This window comes from Pseudomonas sp. MWU12-2020, from assembly GCF_023100605.1.
GTDB lineage: Bacteria > Pseudomonadota > Gammaproteobacteria > Pseudomonadales > Pseudomonadaceae > Aquipseudomonas > Aquipseudomonas fluorescens_H.
Genome location: NZ_JALMEX010000003.1, coordinates 213,002 through 231,058, shown reverse-complemented (window position 1 = coordinate 231,058; position 18,057 = coordinate 213,002). Strand labels below are relative to the sequence as shown.

General features: G+C 50.7%; 16 protein-coding genes and 1 pseudogene. 12 read left to right on the top strand and 5 right to left on the bottom strand.

The window, feature by feature from the left end; all coding sequences use genetic code 11:
• The first annotated feature begins 389 nt into the window (after positions 1-389).
• Together M0814_RS08410 and M0814_RS08405 are read left to right on the top strand one after the other, a co-directional pair.
• Positions 390-650 carry a DUF2790 domain-containing protein gene (locus M0814_RS08410; RefSeq protein ID WP_003227290.1) on the top strand — a complete coding sequence of 87 codons (261 nt, stop codon included), beginning with the start codon at positions 390-392 and terminating at the stop codon, positions 648-650.
• Positions 651-1,203: 553 nt separating this feature from the next.
• Positions 1,204-2,454, top strand: coding sequence for a ribonucleotide-diphosphate reductase subunit beta (locus M0814_RS08405; RefSeq protein WP_003227292.1), 1,251 nt, complete (start codon positions 1,204-1,206; stop codon positions 2,452-2,454).
• An 87-nt stretch (positions 2,455-2,541) separates the two neighbouring features.
• Here M0814_RS08405 and dcm read toward each other — a convergent pair whose 3' ends face one another.
• Positions 2,542-4,290, bottom strand: coding sequence for a DNA (cytosine-5-)-methyltransferase (gene dcm / locus M0814_RS08400; RefSeq protein ID WP_247868475.1), 1,749 nt, complete (start codon positions 4,288-4,290; stop codon positions 2,542-2,544).
• Here dcm and M0814_RS08395 point away from each other — a divergent pair.
• From M0814_RS08395 to M0814_RS08380, 4 genes are all read left to right on the top strand, one after another.
• Positions 4,256-4,696 carry a very short patch repair endonuclease gene (locus M0814_RS08395; protein WP_103485856.1) on the top strand — a complete coding sequence of 147 codons (441 nt, stop codon included), beginning with the start codon at positions 4,256-4,258 and terminating at the stop codon, positions 4,694-4,696. The two genes, dcm and M0814_RS08395, sit on opposite strands and share 35 nt — an antisense overlap.
• A gap of 534 nt (positions 4,697-5,230) precedes the next feature.
• Complete coding sequence (locus M0814_RS08390; RefSeq protein WP_103485858.1) at positions 5,231-7,201, top strand: hypothetical protein; 1,971 nt, start codon at positions 5,231-5,233, stop codon at positions 7,199-7,201.
• The gene (locus M0814_RS08385; protein ID WP_103485859.1) at positions 7,198-7,971 is read left to right on the top strand and encodes a hypothetical protein; all 774 of its coding nucleotides are present in this window, start codon (positions 7,198-7,200) and stop codon (positions 7,969-7,971) included. Before M0814_RS08390 ends, M0814_RS08385 begins: the two co-directional genes overlap by 4 nt.
• A 2-nt stretch (positions 7,972-7,973) precedes the next feature.
• Positions 7,974-8,708 (top strand): hypothetical protein, encoded by a 735-nt coding sequence (locus M0814_RS08380; RefSeq protein WP_103485860.1) that lies wholly within the window; start codon positions 7,974-7,976, stop codon positions 8,706-8,708.
• Positions 8,709-8,913: 205 nt separating this feature from the next.
• On the opposite strand, the gene M0814_RS08375 is transcribed toward M0814_RS08380, so the two are convergent.
• Complete coding sequence (locus tag M0814_RS08375; protein WP_103485861.1) at positions 8,914-10,617, bottom strand: ATP-binding protein; 1,704 nt, start codon at positions 10,615-10,617, stop codon at positions 8,914-8,916.
• A 521-nt stretch (positions 10,618-11,138) separates the two neighbouring features.
• Here M0814_RS08375 and M0814_RS08370 point away from each other — a divergent pair.
• The 3 genes from M0814_RS08370 (at position 11,139) to M0814_RS08360 (ending at position 13,314) form a co-directional block, all read left to right on the top strand.
• Positions 11,139-11,648, top strand: coding sequence for a Bro-N domain-containing protein (locus M0814_RS08370; protein ID WP_103485862.1), 510 nt, complete (start codon positions 11,139-11,141; stop codon positions 11,646-11,648).
• 307 nt (positions 11,649-11,955) lie between these two features.
• Entirely contained in the window at positions 11,956-12,270 is a 315-nt protein-coding gene (locus tag M0814_RS08365; RefSeq protein WP_103485863.1) for a hypothetical protein, read from the top strand.
• A 60-nt stretch (positions 12,271-12,330) separates the two neighbouring features.
• Entirely contained in the window at positions 12,331-13,314 is a 984-nt protein-coding gene (locus M0814_RS08360) for a hypothetical protein (protein ID WP_103485864.1), read from the top strand.
• Positions 13,315-13,317: 3 nt separating this feature from the next.
• Here the strand turns inward: M0814_RS08360 and M0814_RS08355 are convergent.
• Together M0814_RS08355 and M0814_RS08350 are read right to left on the bottom strand one after the other, a co-directional pair.
• Positions 13,318-14,437, bottom strand: a pseudogene (locus tag M0814_RS08355) (hypothetical protein).
• 63 nt (positions 14,438-14,500) lie between these two features.
• Positions 14,501-15,316, bottom strand: coding sequence for a sulfite exporter TauE/SafE family protein (locus tag M0814_RS08350; protein ID WP_103485865.1), 816 nt, complete (start codon positions 15,314-15,316; stop codon positions 14,501-14,503).
• A 112-nt stretch (positions 15,317-15,428) separates the two neighbouring features.
• Between M0814_RS08350 and M0814_RS08345 the strand changes: the two genes are divergently transcribed.
• The 3 genes from M0814_RS08345 to M0814_RS08335 all read left to right on the top strand — a co-directional run bounded on the left by M0814_RS08345 (position 15,429) and on the right by M0814_RS08335 (position 16,882).
• A complete protein-coding gene (locus M0814_RS08345) occupies positions 15,429-16,196 on the top strand; it encodes a helix-turn-helix transcriptional regulator (protein ID WP_103485866.1) in 768 nt (255 codons plus the stop codon).
• Between the two features lie 93 nt (positions 16,197-16,289).
• Positions 16,290-16,604, top strand: coding sequence for a hypothetical protein (locus M0814_RS08340; RefSeq protein WP_103485867.1), 315 nt, complete (start codon positions 16,290-16,292; stop codon positions 16,602-16,604).
• Between the two features lie 11 nt (positions 16,605-16,615).
• A complete protein-coding gene (locus M0814_RS08335; RefSeq protein WP_247868474.1) occupies positions 16,616-16,882 on the top strand; it encodes an XRE family transcriptional regulator in 267 nt (88 codons plus the stop codon).
• 36 nt (positions 16,883-16,918) lie between these two features.
• On the opposite strand, the gene M0814_RS08330 is transcribed toward M0814_RS08335, so the two are convergent.
• Positions 16,919-17,974 carry an MBL fold metallo-hydrolase gene (locus M0814_RS08330; RefSeq protein WP_103485868.1) on the bottom strand — a complete coding sequence of 352 codons (1,056 nt, stop codon included), beginning with the start codon at positions 17,972-17,974 and terminating at the stop codon, positions 16,919-16,921.
• Between the last annotated feature and the right edge of the window lie 83 nt (positions 17,975-18,057).

Here is an 18,057-nt window from a genome sequence, read left to right as displayed (position 1 = left end):
ACGATGGTAGTAACAAGCCCCTACAAAACATGGCGATACCCAGACAGCAAGCCCGGCGCACTATCCTCAAACACCGCAAACCCCTTGTAGGAGCTTGCCTGCAAGCGATCCAGACAACTCGGTTCCCCAGACAAATTGCATCGCCAGAAAACGCTCTTCCCCACCCTAACGACCGATTGTTACCAAAACCGCGAAAAGTGTTTATCAAAACCCCACCTGTTTACCCCCACCCCACCTCCCTAAAATCCGCACCGCCGACAAGGCAAACCGATTAACAACGTTACAGCCCCCACGAAGGCCGTTAATCAACTTATCCAAGTGATGAAGTTCCACACGCAACCCTAAAAAGGTTGCGTGACCCCACTCGACCTCAAAAAGGTAAATCTGAAATGAAAGCTTTATTGGTTCTGGCCCTCAGCAGTCTGTGCGCAACCGCCATGGCAGACGAGGTCCCGACTGATGTCGCACAGCAACAACCGGCTATCGAGGAATACACTTACTCGACTCACCTGGACATCGCCAACGTAGTTTCCATGAGCGAAGTTCCAAACGTCTGCGAAGTTGTTCCGATGAAAATGGAATACGACGACTCCAAGGGTCAGCGTCACATCCTGCGCTACAGCGTCATGGGTAACGGCTGCACCAATTGATGATTGAGACTGCACCGAATCGGACCGCTCAGCGTCTCATTTGAGGGTCGATTCCAGCCCGACTTCGGTCGGGCTCAGTTGTGTCTGGAGTCGTCAAAAATGCTTGCAAAACACTAGATGTAGTGAAAAACCGGTTTTTTTGTTCATTTTTTGAGCAAATCCACAATCGCGAGATTTTTACGAAAAAAAATCTATCCCCGGCAAAGCCCTGTAAACCCGCACTCTCATCGAAAAACCAGCCTCCTCGACCGCTCCATGCGCGGATTCGCCTCAGCACAGCCGTGTTTTTTTCCCTATAATGCCGCCCTAATCGGGTCAGCAATATTCCCTTACAGGGAGCAAAAGCCATTCTGAAGCCCCGCAGCAGCGTCAACGCTGATCTGCGCCCGTCAGAGGCTCTCGGAAACCCGTACAAAATTCTGTTTTATTGCCTGCCTTAGCTGCTGCAAAAAACGATTCCTTAAGATCCAACGCGGTCTGTACGACCGTGTGAACAACCAACCAATCAGGTTTCACACGGGGCGACAGGCCCTCACGCAGGAGACGACACGTCATGCTGAGCTGGGACGAATTCGACAAAGAAGACAGTGAAGTAGCAACAGTGAAAGGCGCCAACGCCGGCCACGCTACTGAAGCCAACATGGACCGCCTCGACAGCGCCGGCGGTGCCGCAGCGCTGGAAGCCCGCGCCGTGACCGCCGACGACTCGGCCGCCGTGGCCCGCGCCAAGGCAGCACTGGATTCCCTCGACGTCGCCGAAGGCCTCGCCGAACTCGAAGGCGCCTCCGCCCGTGTCGCCGTTGACGAAAAGCGCATGATCAACTGCCGCGCCGACCTCAACCAACTCGTACCTTTCAAGTACGACTGGGCGTGGCAGAAGTACCTGGACGGCTGCGCAAACCACTGGATGCCGCAAGAAGTCAACATGACCGCCGACATCGCCCTCTGGAAAAACCCGGAAGGCCTGACCGACGACGAGCGCCGCATCGTGATGCGCAACCTCGGCTTCTTCTCCACCGCCGACTCCCTGGTTGCCAACAACCTGGTCCTGGCCGTGTACCGCCTGATCACCAACCCGGAATGCCGCCAGTACATCCTGCGCCAGGCCTTCGAAGAGGCGATCCACACCCACGCCTACCAGTACTGCATCGAATCGCTGGCCATGGATGAAGGCGAGATCTTCAACATGTACCACGAGATCCCATCGGTCGCGAAAAAGGCAGCCTGGGGCCTGAAGTACACCCGCTCGATCTCCGATCCGAAGTTCGAAACCGGCACCCCGGACACCGACAAAGAACTGCTGCGCAACCTGATCGCCTACTACTGCGTTCTGGAAGGCATCTTCTTCTACTGCGGCTTCACCCAGATCCTCTCCATGGGCCGCCGCAACAAAATGACCGGCGTCGCCGAGCAGTTCCAGTACATCCTGCGCGACGAATCCATGCACCTGAACTTCGGCATCGACGTGATCAACCAGATCAAAATCGAAAACCCACACCTGTGGGATGCCGAAATGAAGGAAGAAGCGACCCAGATGATCCTGCAGGGTACGCAGCTGGAGATCGAATACGCACGCGACACCATGCCTCGCGGCGTACTGGGCATGAACGCGGCGATGATGGAGGACTACCTGAAGTTCATCGCTAACCGTCGTTTGTCGCAGATTGGTTTGAAGGAAGAGTACCCAGGGACGACTAACCCGTTCCCTTGGATGAGCGAGATCATGGACTTGAAGAAAGAGAAGAATTTCTTTGAGACGAGAGTGATTGAGTATCAGACTGGTGGTGCGTTGAGCTGGGATTGATATCTCAATCTAGCGCAAATTTCTGACTGGCATTTGAAAATAAAAGAGCCCCGACCTAGTCGGGGCTCTTTTATTCCTCAAGAGCTATTACTCAACTAGATTAGGAGCAAACGCCTGTAACTCATTTTTCTCTGTTTGCCGCTCATCATATTCCCGCACCTTATCAAAAAGAATGCCGTACACCACCTTCGAAATCTTAGACGCCAGCAATGGGGGAACTGCGTTTCCAACTTGGTGAAATTGATCAGTTCTGCTGCCTTGAAAAAAATAATTATCTGGAAAAGTCTGGATCCGAGCGGCCTCTCTGACGGACAAACTGCGACACTGAGCTGGATCATAGTGAATGAAATAGTGCCCATCCTTGGAAATATGACTTGTAATAGTAGTGGCATACCTATTCTCGGTCTGCACTCTAAATCGATCGCTAAACTTTCCTGTCTTCCAATTTTTGTGATCGGGCGCCAACCCATCTAGAAAGAATCCCTCATGCCCCTTGGGAGAAGTACCATGAATTTGAGCATAGACTGCTGCGAATAAATATCTGCGTAAATCTGTAGGCATATGCCCACGACATTCATGATTCAACCAATACCCTAAACCTTCATCAAGATACCAATCGTCTAAAATCGGACTTTCGGTAGCCCCATCAGCCAATATATCTTTGCGAACTCTTTTACCTCCAAAGTTCAATGGAGCATTCGCCGTATCAAAAGACTTAGAAAGACCCTGAAGTGCGGCCCACAGCTCTACATTGACAGGGTCCGTCTGACCTTGAAGATAACGCAATTCTTCTTTCACAACATCAATCCAACCGCTTTGGCTGTCTTCAGTTCTTGAAAGCCCGCTGCGAAGTCTAGGTAGATTTTTTATCACCTGACCCACTGATATTTTGGAGTATTTTTTATCTTCAGAAGCGAGCCTCACTAAATCACTTGATACCGGAAGACTATCAGTAGCAATACCCAAGAGAATTACACGATGCCTTGCTTGGGGAATGCCGTAATCCTCAGCTTTAATGATGAAAGATCTAGGATCAATTTTTTCCACATCCTCACCAGGACCAAAGGAGCCCCCAGTAACTAGAGAATAAATACGATACTGCTTTCCCGCGCCATTTGAATGTAGAGCCTGGCCCGGATCTGAAAGGTCCTTCAGAATATTTGAGAATATCCTTTCATTGTTGACCTTAGATGAGAGGATGCCTTTCACATTCTCCATGACGAACATTGTGGGCTGCCTCTCTCGAATGATCCTCAGGTACTCCTTATAAAGAAAGTGCCGGTGGTCATTCTCAGCCTTATAATCGATTTTTGACTGATTTCTTGCACGTCCTACGATCGAGTAGGCCTGACATGGGGGCCCTCCGATCAGCACCCAAGGACGTTTCTCGTTCAACCTAACCTTTAGAACTTCATCTAAAGTGGAATTACCCTGATCACTTCCCAAAGTGATGCATTGGGCCTCCTGCCCCGCCATTTCCCAAAGGTACTCTGTATTGACGGACGGCTTAAACGTGCCTGCAGCATTGGGGTCATTACAAAAATCATAATACTCAAAAAGCAGGTCCGGTCTCTTTTTTTGGAGCAGCCGAAAAAACGCTCGTAGCCGTAGCGTCTCCCAGGCTTTTGGGTCTTTTTCAGCAGAAATGACGATTTCAAAGCGATCACTGCAAGAAGTAAATCCCTCACCAAGGCCCCCCGGGCCAGCAAAGAGATCTACGACTTGGATAGGCTCGGTTAGACAACCTTCGGGCTCAGGGGTCATATCAGCTAGGAGATTCAAATTTATCTGGGAGTCGTTCATGGACATAGTCAGCAAAGAAGTCAGGTCACGCATGATGGCAGGCATCCGAGGTAGCAATACACGCCCGGAGGTAAAAGTCAGACGCATTCTGCATCGGCATGGTTTTAGGTACCGGTTGCACCAACGAAATCTACCTGGAAGACCCGATATAGTGCTATCACGTTATCGGGTCTGCATTTTTGTTCATGGTTGTTTTTGGCATAGACACCTCGGCTGTCATTACGCAACCACTCCCAAAACCAATGAGGATTTCTGGCGAACAAAGCTTGAACAGAACGTTGCTAGGGATGCCAAGAACAAGGAGATCTTACTGGCATCCGGATGGCGCGTTTTCGAGCTATGGGAGTGCGGTATACGCAGACCAGAAGCCGAGATGTTGTGGATTTTGGATGCGATCAGAGATTGTAATCAAAAATCCATCTCTTGGCCTGAGCTTTAAGGGAAATAGCTCAGAGGAGGGTCGTTCAGCCACTAGGAAAACTGAGTACCCATGTGTTTTCCCGATCTCTATTCCAAAGTCCTCTAGGGCATTGCGCGATTGCGTGAGCAGTTTCCTTCATCCAAAAAAAGCTTATAAACGCTAAAAAATCCCGAAAAAAATCAAAAAAAACTTGACGAAACCACCAACATTTTCTAAATATTTAACAAATGTTGTAGGAAAAGCCGATTTATTTGTAGGATTTGAGAGGCCGCCGTGTCAGAAAAGAGAGAAAAATTTGTGAGGCTTGCGGAGCAGCGCGTGAATCGTGCACTCAATGACATTCGCCTGATAGGAAACCTTTCCAACAGAGGTGCTTACAGCTTTACCGAAGAGGACATTAAGAAGATCTTTAGAACCCTACAAAAGGAGCTAGATCAAGCCAAGGCACGGTTCTCTGACTCAGAAAACTCATCCGGCGGCGACTTTAAACTCTAGCCCACTACCCCCATCAAGCAACGCTGATTCCCGACGTTTCTATTGAGAGAATTCATAATGATCGATCAACCGCATTGGAGCTTTTTGGAAAAACCTCAGGGGGCTAAGGCCCGTGATCCCATGCAAGAAGAGTTTTTCCAAGATCAGTCGATTGACGGAATCGATCACGCATTGATTCGCGAGACAGTGCAGAACTCCCTTGATGCACGTATTGGTGATCATCCCGTAAAGATAGTCTTTTCATTAGGCCAGTTAACTGCAGATAGGGCGAAATACTGGTTCCCCAAACAAGTTCAGGCTCACTTTTCTGCAAAGGAGATTCGCCTCAATAATCTCCCAAATTGGGGAGCAGAGGAATGTGCATACCTCACAATCGAAGACTTCAACACAAAAGGGCTTGAGGGTAAAATTGACTCTGCCGACCCAAAGACAGGAGGCAATTTTTATCATTTTTTCCGCGCAGAGGGTGTTTCTAATAAAAGGCCAGGTGAGCGCGGTAGCTGGGGGGTCGGCAAAATCGTAATTCCCCGCTCCAGTAGAGTTCGGTCTTTTTTTGCAATCACACGTAGAGCATCCGATCCTGGCCTGCATCTTATGGGCCAAGCAATCCTTCGTCATCATGAAGTTGAGGGAAAAATCTACACTCCTGATGGTTGGTTTAGCGAAGAAATTAATGGTCTCCAGACACCATTTTCCGACAACGCCATAACAGATCGTCTCAAGTATGATTTCGGCCTGCGCCGAGAAAAAGAACCAGGTTTAGGCTTAGTCATTCCATGGATTTATGAAGACTACCTAACGTTTAATAGATTGGCAGCGGTAATTGCGCGCGAGTATTTTATCCCGATATTGTCGGGGGATCTGATCATTGAGCTGAACGACTCCAGAACAGATCAGTTCGCTAAATTTGATGCAGATAGTCTTAGCGAGCTAAAAAGCGCTGCTCCAGACGATGATGAATTTCAAGACTCAATCTATTTAGCGGGCAGCCTGCTAGGTATGGAGCAATTTGAGGCAATCACGGCTAATGTTAGTCATCCCACTGGTTCTTCAGTGCCGGATTACGATTGGTCCAACTACATCACCGATATTTCGCCACAGGACATTGAGTTAGCCCTTGATCAAGGGAACGTGGTGCACTTCAAGGTTCCGATGATAATACAACCTACGAAAGCCACGCCCGAAACCGGTCATTTCGATGTTCTTCTAAAAAAGAAAACGGGACGCCACTACCCAATATTTGTCAGGGATGGACTACTTATTCCTAACCATCCCACCCGTAAAAAGACGCCAGATCACATAGCGCTTATCTGCGCATCGGCAAATATAGTTGCCGAAACACTTGGAAAGTCTGAGTGCCCTGCGCATACAGATTGGAAGGCAAGCCGAGATAAATTCAGGGAACAACATTACCGAGAGGGAAACAGGCTAATTTCTTTCGTGCGTGATAGCGCTCAGAAGCTAGTAGGTAAACTATCTAACGAACAAGGCAAGCCAGACCATAGCTTGTTAGCAGAACTGCTTCCTCTTCCTGCGAATGATGCACCTTCCAAGCCTACAATGAAAAAGGACGCGGTTAGTCGGGATAAGGAGGAAAAAGAGGTAATTAAACCGATTACCCCCGAAATACCGCCGATTGCCTCACGTTGCTGGAAATTGCAACAAGTAGGAAAAGAGGTTCATCTGCGTGGAAATCCTAGCGGTTTCGAAAATGCAGGAGGATATAGGCTAACCCTACAAGCAGCATACGATATTCATGGCCGCAACCCCTTCAACTCCCATTCTAAATATGACTTTGATTTAATTCGAGCAGCAAGAGAAGGGGTAGATAAGAAAAGCGAGTTCCACCTAGATTTGAATGAACATGTAGAAATTATAGACGGCGATCACGGCCGGTTGACTGTTATGGTTACCAGCCCAGAATTCGAAATTCTCTTCCGACCAGCAGATTTACATCGAGACCTGATAATGAAGGTCAACTCTCTAGCTATGGATGAGTATTTGGATGATGAGGAGATTGCAGAATGAGCCGTCGTTTTAATTTTACCGGGCGTACTAAAATCTACAAAGAGGACGTCAGAGCGATAATCGAGCGACGTGACGACGGACTATTCTGCAACATGGACCTGATGCTGGGTAACTATAATTTAAGAGTAGACGCCTTGGTCGTGATCGAGGCCGAACGCGGTAGAGCGCTACGTCTACGACACGAGTGGGGAACCGCAGGTGTTGCCTTGTCAAGCTGGAAGCGGGGTTCAGAGTTTGATATTAGTTCTATGGGCGACTCTGAAGGCCTTCAGTTTCGTGTACTTGTAGTTGAACCAAAAACCTGCCGCCTCCTTGCTTCCGCTGAAGGAATTAAAGCTTGTAACGAAGGCGAGCTGCAGTTACCTACCCGCTCACTTCTGCCGATTAGGATGGAGGATCTCTCGGGAGGCGTCTGGGAATTGGAAATGGGAGAAATCCCTACTCTCATTCTAGATAGTGGTCTTGGGACTAAACAAGAGCTGAAGTCAAGTCCTATACTCTTCGCGATCCTCCCTGGCGTAATTAGGGCAATCTTGGTGAATCTCGTTCATGAACAATTGGGGACAAGTGATGACGACGACGGCTCCCACGATGGGGAAAATGATTGCAGTACTTGGCTAAATTTGGGGGCCACTTGGGCAGGAGTTTCATTCCCTAATACAGAAAATCATTTAGATATTGACGAATGGGCACAGAAAGCAACAATTGGTTTTTGCCAAGAAAAGAAGTTGCGAAACCGTCTCGCTAAGTTTATGAGTGATGAGGACTAAACATGGAACTATTACAAATGCGCTCTTTCAATGCCGAAGGCATTGAACAAATGCGGACTTTGCTAGCGTTAGCTCGTAGTACTTCCACCTTTTCGGTCCCAGCTCAACTACTAGAAAGCTCGTCCTTCTCCATAGAAGTCGGAGCACCAATTCGTGCAGACATTTTCAGCGCTTCAGCATTCGAATCGAAACTTAAATTGGCAGAGGCTATTGATAATGCGGTTCGCGCAGCATCACTAGACCCAGCAACTTTGGAGCACGATCAAGGGTTCTGGAGTTGGTTGACTTTACGATTTTCTGAAAAATTCATCACTAATAAAGGGAAAATTGGTGAAGACGCGCTCTGGATTTACATGCCTGGTAATTGGCGAAAACTTTACAGGCAAAAAATGGCTCCAATTTGGTTAGCTTATTTAGCTCACCAAGACAACTTAAACCGCCTTAAAGGCGTTCTAGACATTCCAGTAAATAAGACCGGGGAAGTGTATGAACAAGCGATGTCTAGAAAATCAGTTGTAAACAGCCCTGGCATAATTGAGCTATTCACAAAGCTTTACTACGACGATTCAGTAGGAAATCTTAAGCGAGGCAGCGGTGGCAAAGACGGTGGCTCACCCAGAAGGCTATCGACTGTCTTGGATCAGCTTAGTCTGACCTACGATATCGAAGCCTTAGGATGGAGTGGCCTAGCTAACATGCTTCCGAATGACTTCAAAAAATTTATCCCTGACATTTAATTGCGGACTTGACCTTTTCTTTTGAAAACAAAATGGACGCTCTCTGACTGGCGATAATTCTCACTAGCGAGTCAGAGAAACCATTTAAAAAATTAACTATTTATTTACCAAGCCTAAGTTTAACACTCAACAAGCACACGGACATGATGAGCCACGCCTTAATAATCCATACTATTAGCACTCAACTCAGATCACAGACAAAACGTTAATGCAACAACCTCATAAATATTTCACAACGAAGTGCTTCCGTCACTCTTAACAATTTATTCGGATCATCTCTTAACTCTTCTTGCGCGAATTTCTTCACCTTACCAAGCAGCTCCTTGCCCGGAGTTAGCTCAACTTTAAATTGCTCATACCACTCATCAACTGTTTTATTTACCAACTGAATATCTTGATTTCCATCTTTATTAAGACTTAACTCTCGCCTATCTCTAAGAATGAAATTTGCAAGCTTCCTTTTAGTTTCACCCTCTAGTGCAGCAACAAACTCCTTATACTTTCTCTCAGCGACCTCCAAATCAATCGAATATACTTCTTTTATATGCGCCGGCGAGCAAAAATATGATTCTATTTCTTGATACCTGGTCATGAAAAACAGCAACCCCTTACTCTCACAACTTTCTTTCAAGCTTAAAGCCTCTCGATCAGAATCTACTCGTTGATCCCTATCGATATGGACAATAACCTTCACTAAGGGTATCTGCTTTCTAACAAAGCCCTGAAGTATTTTTGCAAAATCAACTTTTGAACACCCTTCATAAGAGTGCAACACAAACTCGTCCTCTCCAAGTCCATTGGCGATAGCAAACTTATTCAAAAATTGTTTTTTTTCATCTATATCATCTACTTTATCTTCAGTAACAATAATATACTTAAGACTTTTCTTTGCAAACAAATAGTCAGCATCGGCAGCGCCTATATCTAATAAAATCTTACTGCCCTTCACTCCTGAACTGGCATTTCCGTTTTGAAAATGCACCACATTCGCCTTATCCTCTAAAGCATCCAAAATATATCTAGAGTGAGTTGAAAAAACCACTCTCAACTCAGGATTTTCTGTTGACCTTCGTGCTAATTCATTCGCAAGCAACTTTTGTTTCGTGGGATGCACATGTGAGTCAGGCTCATCTAAGAGTATGATTTTTGAATTAAAATACTCAATATAAGCGAATATTTGAATAATTTGAAGAAGGCCTGTCCCCACGGAATCGAGAGGCAACTCCAAACCCTCATAAACCACTTCAACTTGAATGTATTCAGATTTATTTTCATCAAACCGCGCAACCACATCAACGTTATTGTAAATACTATTTACAGATTTTTTAAAGGCACGCCATTTTGCATCATCCTTACTGATCGAGTAAAGTATATTCCTAAGATAGTTATTACTATCACCACGAGTCGCAGACTTCTTTACAGTTATTGTTACCTCATACTTTTCCTGAGTAGGCACCCCCGCTATTCCTGGCACGTATACACAATAAGGGTTATCAATATCACTAAGCTGATCTCCAAAATCGCGCCCTTCTAAACTTGTAGTAAATCCGCCATTTTTCCCTCTAGATATCTTAAGCGAGGAAGTTTTGCCATTTGACAAAATAAATTCAATCCAGCTTCGATCCTCTCTTCGCCTCGAACCAATCAAACGCTTGCCATGATATAAATACTCGATATTACTTGTTGGCGTGTAAAGATACTCTCCAGAGTCCAAAGACAGAGTTTTGGTACCCTTACCTGTCCATATCCCCCCTTTTAATTTCAAAGTCTGGCAGCCCGACACAGCAAACTGGACCCCTTGAATAAAACTACTCTTCCCAGAATTATTTGCCCCAATAAAAACGTTTAAAGGCTGTAAAACCACCGTAACATCGTCTATTTTTTTAAACTTCTTTATTTGAATCTTCATAATTTTCCTTGTTGTTTTACGAAAAAAATATAAAAAACAAATTCCGTCATTACCGTTTTTTTGTTGAACGGTTGTTTATATCAGGCCCAGACGCGAAAATATAATTTATGGACACCCATTTAGGAAATCCACTTCCCTCGAAAAGCGAAATGCACCGTAACTGCATAGATACGACAAGGCTTGACCTTCCTGCTCCGTAATACTAACCTCCCAGCGAGCCTAAGAAACTCGACAAACCAGAGCGGTCCTCCGCACCCGACAGTCATGCGGCTTCTTTTCGTCTGCGGTTCCTCTACGCCTGCGAAAAATCCCGTTATGTCGGGAGTGGGCGAATACAAGACCCGAAAGGGGAATATGTCCGGCCCGTCTCTGGTGGGTTTCTTAGCTCCCGACACCCTAACGAATGCCCTAAGAAAGCAGCCAGAGGTAAATGGAAATGCCTGGATACCAAACCTTCATGATGAAGGTGAATCGCTGTACCCGCAGAACGCTCTCGTCGCTTCCGACTCCGGAGGCCCGCCATGTCTGAGCCACTTTTACCGACTCGGTTTACCCGCAATAAAACACACCTGCATGCCCTTCTGGTGGAGAACCAGGCGTGGTTCTGCGTCCATGAACTGGGCCGGTTGATGGGTAAACATCTTGATGAGCGCCAGCTACGCAAACTCGATGCTGATCAGCGTCAGTTGATGTGCGTGGAGCTTTTCGGCGAAACGGAAGAACAGTGGATGGTGAGTGAATCCGGCGTGTACGCCTTGCTGATCTATCACTACTGTCCTGAGTACCGACAGCTTCGTGAGTGGGTGACGCTTCAGGTTGTGCCAACGCTGCGTGATGCTCGTCCGTCGCGATCTGTGGAGCGTCCAACGCTGAGTGTTTTGAGTTGGCCGCAGATGTCACTGAGTACGTTGCACTGGCAGGATGAGCCGTGGATTCGCTTGCGGGATATGCCCTGTTTGTTGGCGAATGATCCGTTTAATCGTCATGAGTCCTGGTGGCGCAAGGCTTCACGATTGTTGCGTGGAGGCTGACGGTTCTGAGTCCGCTGTTTGAGTTTTCAAGCAGCGGATGATTGTGGGCCTGAATGCTTAGGGGAGCTTCGCTCCCCATCGGGGATAAATCCCCTCACCACAAGGGTTGGTGTAAAGGCTTAGTCGTTGACTCGCAGGCTGACATCGCGGACTGGTTTCGCTTAGGTTTGTTCTGGACTAGAGATTGAAGTAGATGTTGAGCGAATGTATAAGCCCTGACCTGATTGGCTCCATGACTCGAAACCATGCAACCAAATCTAAAGGATTCTCGAGAGCCTGCACTCTTGAACACACGGACGAACATCACATGCCGCCAGCCAACTCAATCAAACCAAGTCCATCGCGACTTTTGGTCGCCTCATTTCTAATCGTCTTTTTCTGCATGCTGCATATGGCCCTACGTATCGTTCAAAAGAACGAAATCATGGCCGTTGGAGCAGTCTGGGTCGCAAATGCACTAACCATGGTGCTGCATGTTATTTACTGGAAGCGTTATGGCCTGTCCGTCGGCTTTAAAATCGCGGTTGTGATTCAAATCGTCATTACCATTCTGCCCTTCCTGTTTGGCAATCTCGGTTTTTTGGCTGTTCTGTTGATGCTGGGTGGCGAGATCCATTACTAGTAACCCACCCCGCCTCCCGCTATTAATACCCCTCCCCCACTCAAGGATCCGAGCCCCACCATGAAATTCGATCTCGCCTACTGCCTCAGTCTCGACGACAAGTTGTCGATCTATGACGTTCGCGATCTCAATTTCGATGAGACGGTGGCGTTCGATTCTGCGAAGGAACACTTCCAGTGCCCCAACGATGCCTGTCGTTTGGCGTTTGATGCCTCAAACGAGTTAGGCACCTTCAATGCCAAGAACGTGAATTACGTACGCACGCCACACTTCAAGAATCTGCCCACGACGCAACATGTGGCGGGTTGTCCGTATGTGAGTTTGAGGGCGTCGGCATCCGGGGTTGAGGCGGTGGATGGCGAAACGGATGACGGGCGGGAGGAGCATTTTCCGTCGGAGTTGTTGCTGACGCGGCGTGAGTATGTGCGCAAGCCAGCTGCGCCTGCGGGGGCGGCGGATGTGTTGCGGGATGATCCGGTGCGGGTGGCGCAGGTGAGTTCCAAGGAGTCGCCGGGGCGTGAGACGGCGCCGGACAAGACCAGTGTGTTTGCGCATCCGGTGGAGTGTTTTGTCTCTAACTTCGCCGACAAGGAGTTGCTCAAGCGCATGCCGTTGAAGATCGGCGAGCACACGGCGCCTTATGGCTCGTTCTTCAAGAAGATCGAGTATCTGACGGACAACAAGGGGCTGATTTACTGGGGCAAGATCAAGGAGATCAAGGATTACACCCAGAGTTTTCGCGTCGATTTCGAGCAGAAGGTCTGGTTCAAGCAGGCGGATGAGGCGAAGAAGAAGCCGTATTCGGTGAACGTTTACTTGAGCAAGAAGTTGATCGACAACTACCGCAAGCGCAAGGCGTTTCTGGAAGAGATCAAGCACGCGATCGACAGCGACAAGGAGTTGTTCTGTTTCTTCTATGGCGTGACGCCGGAGTTGAAGCAGGTGCCGAGCAAGAAGAACCCCGAACAGACGTTCGGGGTGTTCAGTGCCAACATCGAGAACCTGGATCACTTCATTGTGCGGGAAGCGCCGGGGTTGGCGTGATGGTTAGCCTTTGGGCAGCTGCAGTTTGGCTTCGCCACGGTGCTGGTTGACCAGCGAGTACGGCAGCACTGACCAATCGGGGTTGTCGCAGTTACGTTGGTAACGGGCGAAGTAAGCGCCCAGGTAAATCCCCTTCGGTGTGAAGTGCCAGTTGGAATAGCCCCAGACACTTTCATCGGTGTAATCGCAGTTGCCATCGTCTTCGGCGGGCTTCTTCATCTCTTCGGGATAGAGCGTGGTGAACTGTTTGACCAGCCACGGCGCCATGACTTTCATCTGATCGTATTCGGTGGCCGCGTTTTTCGGTTCACCGATCCACAGCACATCTTTTAGTTTCAACAATTCGCCGGTGTGGACGTCGAGGTTGATTGGCGAACTGCCGAAATCCGGGTGGGCGCCGCCGCAGCTGTAACCGGTGGAAATGTCCAGGCTGACCACATCCGGCGAGAGAAACTCCGGGGCAGCCCCTTGATCGAACTCGGCGTATTCCCCGCCATCCATCATGCAGCGGTGATAATCGATGACTTCAGTCCAGAGCCGTCCGAGCAAGTGGTTATTGATCCGCTCCTGCTCTTCTTTCGTATAGCCAGACTCGACACTGAACAACGATATCTTCGACTCAGGCTCCGTCCACCATTGCAGGTCGTAGCCCCTCCGGTTTGAGCTTGAGTCCCTGTAAGCGCAAATACTCGTAGGGATCGCTCTTCGGCAAAGTGGCAATAAAGGGCAGCGTAGTTGCGCTCGGCGCAGGAAGTTTGGCATCGGTCAGTTGCACCGGCAGCTTCTTGCCCTTGGGGTTTTGCCATTCGCCCTGCCAACCATTGGCGGTGGATTTCAACTTCAGGGTGGGCAGCGGTTTGTCGTCGCCATAGCGGTTGTTGCCTTCAACGAGATTCAATGTGCTGTCTTGCAGCGAGCCGCTGAGTTCCAGGTCGCGGTGATACTTCTCATAGAAGTAGCGGCCGGTGACTTCGTCCTGCTGCGTGGTGTTGAGCTCCACCACAATCGGCATCTTGCCCAGCGTACCGGTGAACACGCGCCGGCCATCTTCGGCATGGGCGGTGGAAATCAGTGTGAACAGCGCCGCAGCGTATGGCGCCAGGCGCAGCAGTCCCTTGAGCATGGATCGATCCCTGAATGAATGAGGCTGCGAAGTATGCAGAGGATGCGCGCAGGAATCGAGGCTCTACTTGAGCAACATGCCCAGCATCACGACGATTAACAGACCGATATACACCCAAGCATGCAGCCGATCCGGTATCCGTCCGATCCACGGCGTGGCCAAGCGAATCCCGACCAACGACCCCGCCGTCAACACCGCAAACGCCAGCAAATCCACATACCCGACAAACCATGCGCCCAGATCCGTCTCGCTGAATCCGGCCAGTGCCATGTAGGTCAGCGTTCCGGCCACTGCCACCGGCACGCTTAACGGATTCGCCATGGACGTTGATTGAGACATGCTCAACCCGCAGCGACGCAACAGCGGCACGGTCATGACGCTTCCTCCTACACCGAGGAACGTGGCGATGGCGCCGATGCCTACACCGCCGGCGGACGTTTCTGTTCTGCTGAGTCGGCGTGGGATGACGCCTTCGCTGCGGGTGAGGAAGCCGCGTCTGAGCAGGCAGTCGATGATGGTCACGCCGAGGTAGGCGATGAAAGCGTAGCGAATGATTTCGCCGCTGGCCCACACCGCGGCTATCGCGCCGATGATCGCGCCGAGGGCAATGAAGCCGCCGAGCGGCCACAGGTAATGGCGGATCAGGTTGCCGGCGCGGCGGTGTTTGTCGGTGGCGATCAGGGCGTTGACGATCATCACGCAGGTCGAAGTGGCGACGGCGATGTGCATGGCCGATTGGCCGATGGGGTCGTCGGTGCCGTGGCTGGCGCTGAGCATGCGATAGAGCAACGGCACGACGACGAAGCCGCCGCCGAAGCCGAACAGGACGGCGGTGACGCCGGTCAGGCAGCCGAAGAGAGTCAGCAGTAGGTAGAACATGGCGCGTCTTCCGGTGATGGCGAGCTGTCGACGATAGAGCGACGCGGCTTGGCCTGCTTCAGCAACTCAGCCAATAATGTTTGTGTTTACGCCAATCACCGGGACGCCCTCGATGCGCAATATTTCGATCAGTCAGTTGGATGACACTCCGCGCCCGGTGGTGGCGATCGGTACGGATTATTCCCACGGCCATCTGTTGCCATTTCATACGCACCGGCGGGCGCAATTGCTGTACGGCGCGACCGGGGTGATGCAGGTTCGTACTCATGACGGCAACTGGGTAGTGCCGCCGCAACGGGCGGTGTGGATTCCGCCGGGAGTGGCGCATGAAGTGCTGATGCTCGGCGTGAGTACGCGCAGTTTGTACATCGAGCCGGGGGCGGTAGATTTGGGCCAGCGTTGTCAGGTGATCAGCGTTTCACCGTTGATGCGGCACTTGTTGATGGAAGCCGTGGAAGTGCCGCTGACTTATGACCTCGAAGGACGCGACGGCGTATTGATCGACCTGCTGCTGCATGAACTGGCGCGCAGTGCGCCCCTGCCCTTGCACATTCCGCTGCCGACTGACGGAAAGCTCCTCGCTTTGTGTCAGACCTTTCTGCTTCAGCCGAACGCCCATCAGTCGCCGCAACACTGGGCCGAGCAGTTGCACATAAGCTTGCGCACCTTCAACAGATTGTTTCGGCAGCAGACCGGGTTGAGCTTCAGCCAATGGCGGCAACAGGCCTGCGTGGTGCTGGCACTGGCACGTCTGGCGGCCGGTGAAGCGGTAACGCGAATCGCCCTGGACTTCGGTTATGAGAGCCCGGCGGCATTCTCGACGATGTTCCGGCGCATCCTCGGACAGGCACCGTCCGTCTGGTTGGAGGCGGCGAACTAGGGCAAATCAAAAAATGCGTTTGATCCCGGCCGAAAACAACTGTACAAAAACACAGTACATTTTCAATCAGCACTCTTGAGCCCGGAGCACACCATGGCCTCTCTTGCGATGAACCACATCCTCGAACGCATTGCCCTTTTCCAGTTCACCCCGACGCACTGCGTCCAGGCCAGAGCGATGCTGGGCTGGAGCGTGGAACAGCTGTCGCGCGAGGCGCAGGTTGCGGTGGACGATATTCAGCGGTTTGAAGCGCAGCAGGACGTGGCGGATGCGGCGCGGCTGGCGCTCGCGTATCGGTTTGAGGCGCAGGGGTTGGTGTTCTTTCCGGGGTTTGCGCCGGGTCGCAGTGCGAGTATAGGTGCGCCATCGGATGCGGTGGGGCGTGGGGATTATGCGATGGCTGAATAAGGACGTGGAAATTGAGTGAAATCGAAGAAAGCAAAGGTTGCGTTTATAAGGATCTGGAAGGCGTGGATGCGGGTGACATGCAAAATAAGGCCCGGCATGTCACACGATTAGCTGCACTCATCGAAACAGCTCCCATGAGCAAAGCCGACGTAGCTCAAAGACTTGGTTTGAATCCGGAAAGTCTGGAAGAGATTCTCCGGGGGAAATTCCGCGACATAAACGTTTCCACGTTGGTGAGCTATGGGGACTTGATGTCGGAAAACAATCTCGAAAAATAAGGTTCGCCTCTATAGAGGCGAACCGGTTTTAACTCATCAGGCGTTCTGAACCACGCCCTCACTCTCCCCTTCAACCGCCAACCACCACGCACTCCCGCGCTGCGGCTGCATCAGGTTGAACGCCTCGCCCATTTGCGGCGTGGTGATCGCAACACTGCGTTCCCAGGCCAGTGACAGGATGCGATCAAACGGTTCGTGCCAGGCGTGCATCGCCAAGTCGAAGGTGCCGTTGTGGATCGGAAACAGCCAACGGCCCTTGAGGTCGATGTGCGCTTGCAGGGTTTCTTCGGGTTGCATGTGCACGTGCGGCCATTCGACGTTGTAGGCGCCGGTTTCCATCAGGGTCAGGTCGAACGGGCCGTACTGTTCGCCGATGCGTTTGAAGCCGTCGAAGTAGCCGCTGTCGCCGCTGAAGAAGATCCGCGTGTCGCCGTCGATCATCACCCACGAGGCCCAGAGGGTGCTGTTGCCGTCGAACAGGCCACGGCCGGAGAAATGCTGCGACGGGGTGGCGACGAAGCGGATGCCGGCAATTTCAGTGCCCTGCCACCAGTCGTATTGACGGACTTTGCTGGCGTCGATGCCCCACTTGATCAGGGTATCGCCGACGCCCAGCGGGGTCAGGAAGTAATTGGTTTTAACCGCCAGTTTCAGTACCGCCTGGTAATCGAGGTGGTCGTAGTGGTTGTGCGACAGGATCACCGCTTCGATCGGCGGCAACTGGTCGATGCTGATCGGCGGCTGGTGAAAGCGTTTCGGGCCGGCCCATTGCACTGGCGAGGCACGCTCGGCGAAGACCGGATCGGTGATCCAGAATTTGTCGCGCAGTTTCAGCAGCAAGGTCGAGTGTCCGAGGCGGTAGACGCTGTGGTTGGGGGCTGCCAGCAAATCTTCACGCGTCAACGCGTGCACCGGGATTGCAGCGGCGGGACGGGTATTGCGTGGCTTGTGAAAGATCATGTTCCACATGATCCGCAGCATCTTGCGCAGGCCTTCGCGTTGCACCGGCGCATGGTTACGGAACAGTCCTTGATCCTGGCGAGAGGCTTCAGGCGTGGAAGTTTGATCCGCAGGGAAATCTGGATTGGCCATGACTGAGAGACTCCAGAAAAACCGCGCAATTCACGGTTTTTCACGGTGGGACGATAAATGGCCAAGGCACGCACGCATCAGCC

What these genes read in the sequence shown, in the direction of transcription:
- M0814_RS08410 (WP_003227290.1), top strand. Translation starts at nt 390, where the DNA reads ATGAAAGCTTTATTGGTTCTGGCCCTCAGCAGTCTGTGCGCAACCGCC.
- M0814_RS08405 (WP_003227292.1), top strand. Translation starts at nt 1,204, where the DNA reads ATGCTGAGCTGGGACGAATTCGACAAAGAAGACAGTGAAGTAGCAACA.
- M0814_RS08395 (WP_103485856.1), top strand. Translation starts at nt 4,256, where the DNA reads ATGGACATAGTCAGCAAAGAAGTCAGGTCACGCATGATGGCAGGCATC.
- dcm (WP_247868475.1), bottom strand. Translation starts at nt 4,290, where the DNA reads ATGCGTGACCTGACTTCTTTGCTGACTATGTCCATGAACGACTCCCAG.
- M0814_RS08390 (WP_103485858.1), top strand. Translation starts at nt 5,231, where the DNA reads ATGATCGATCAACCGCATTGGAGCTTTTTGGAAAAACCTCAGGGGGCT.
- M0814_RS08385 (WP_103485859.1), top strand. Translation starts at nt 7,198, where the DNA reads ATGAGCCGTCGTTTTAATTTTACCGGGCGTACTAAAATCTACAAAGAG.
- M0814_RS08380 (WP_103485860.1), top strand. Translation starts at nt 7,974, where the DNA reads ATGGAACTATTACAAATGCGCTCTTTCAATGCCGAAGGCATTGAACAA.
- M0814_RS08375 (WP_103485861.1), bottom strand. Translation starts at nt 10,617, where the DNA reads ATGAAGATTCAAATAAAGAAGTTTAAAAAAATAGACGATGTTACGGTG.
- M0814_RS08370 (WP_103485862.1), top strand. Translation starts at nt 11,139, where the DNA reads ATGTCTGAGCCACTTTTACCGACTCGGTTTACCCGCAATAAAACACAC.
- M0814_RS08365 (WP_103485863.1), top strand. Translation starts at nt 11,956, where the DNA reads ATGCCGCCAGCCAACTCAATCAAACCAAGTCCATCGCGACTTTTGGTC.
- M0814_RS08360 (WP_103485864.1), top strand. Translation starts at nt 12,331, where the DNA reads ATGAAATTCGATCTCGCCTACTGCCTCAGTCTCGACGACAAGTTGTCG.
- M0814_RS08350 (WP_103485865.1), bottom strand. Translation starts at nt 15,316, where the DNA reads ATGTTCTACCTACTGCTGACTCTCTTCGGCTGCCTGACCGGCGTCACC.
- M0814_RS08345 (WP_103485866.1), top strand. Translation starts at nt 15,429, where the DNA reads ATGCGCAATATTTCGATCAGTCAGTTGGATGACACTCCGCGCCCGGTG.
- M0814_RS08340 (WP_103485867.1), top strand. Translation starts at nt 16,290, where the DNA reads ATGGCCTCTCTTGCGATGAACCACATCCTCGAACGCATTGCCCTTTTC.
- M0814_RS08330 (WP_103485868.1), bottom strand. Translation starts at nt 17,974, where the DNA reads ATGGCCAATCCAGATTTCCCTGCGGATCAAACTTCCACGCCTGAAGCC.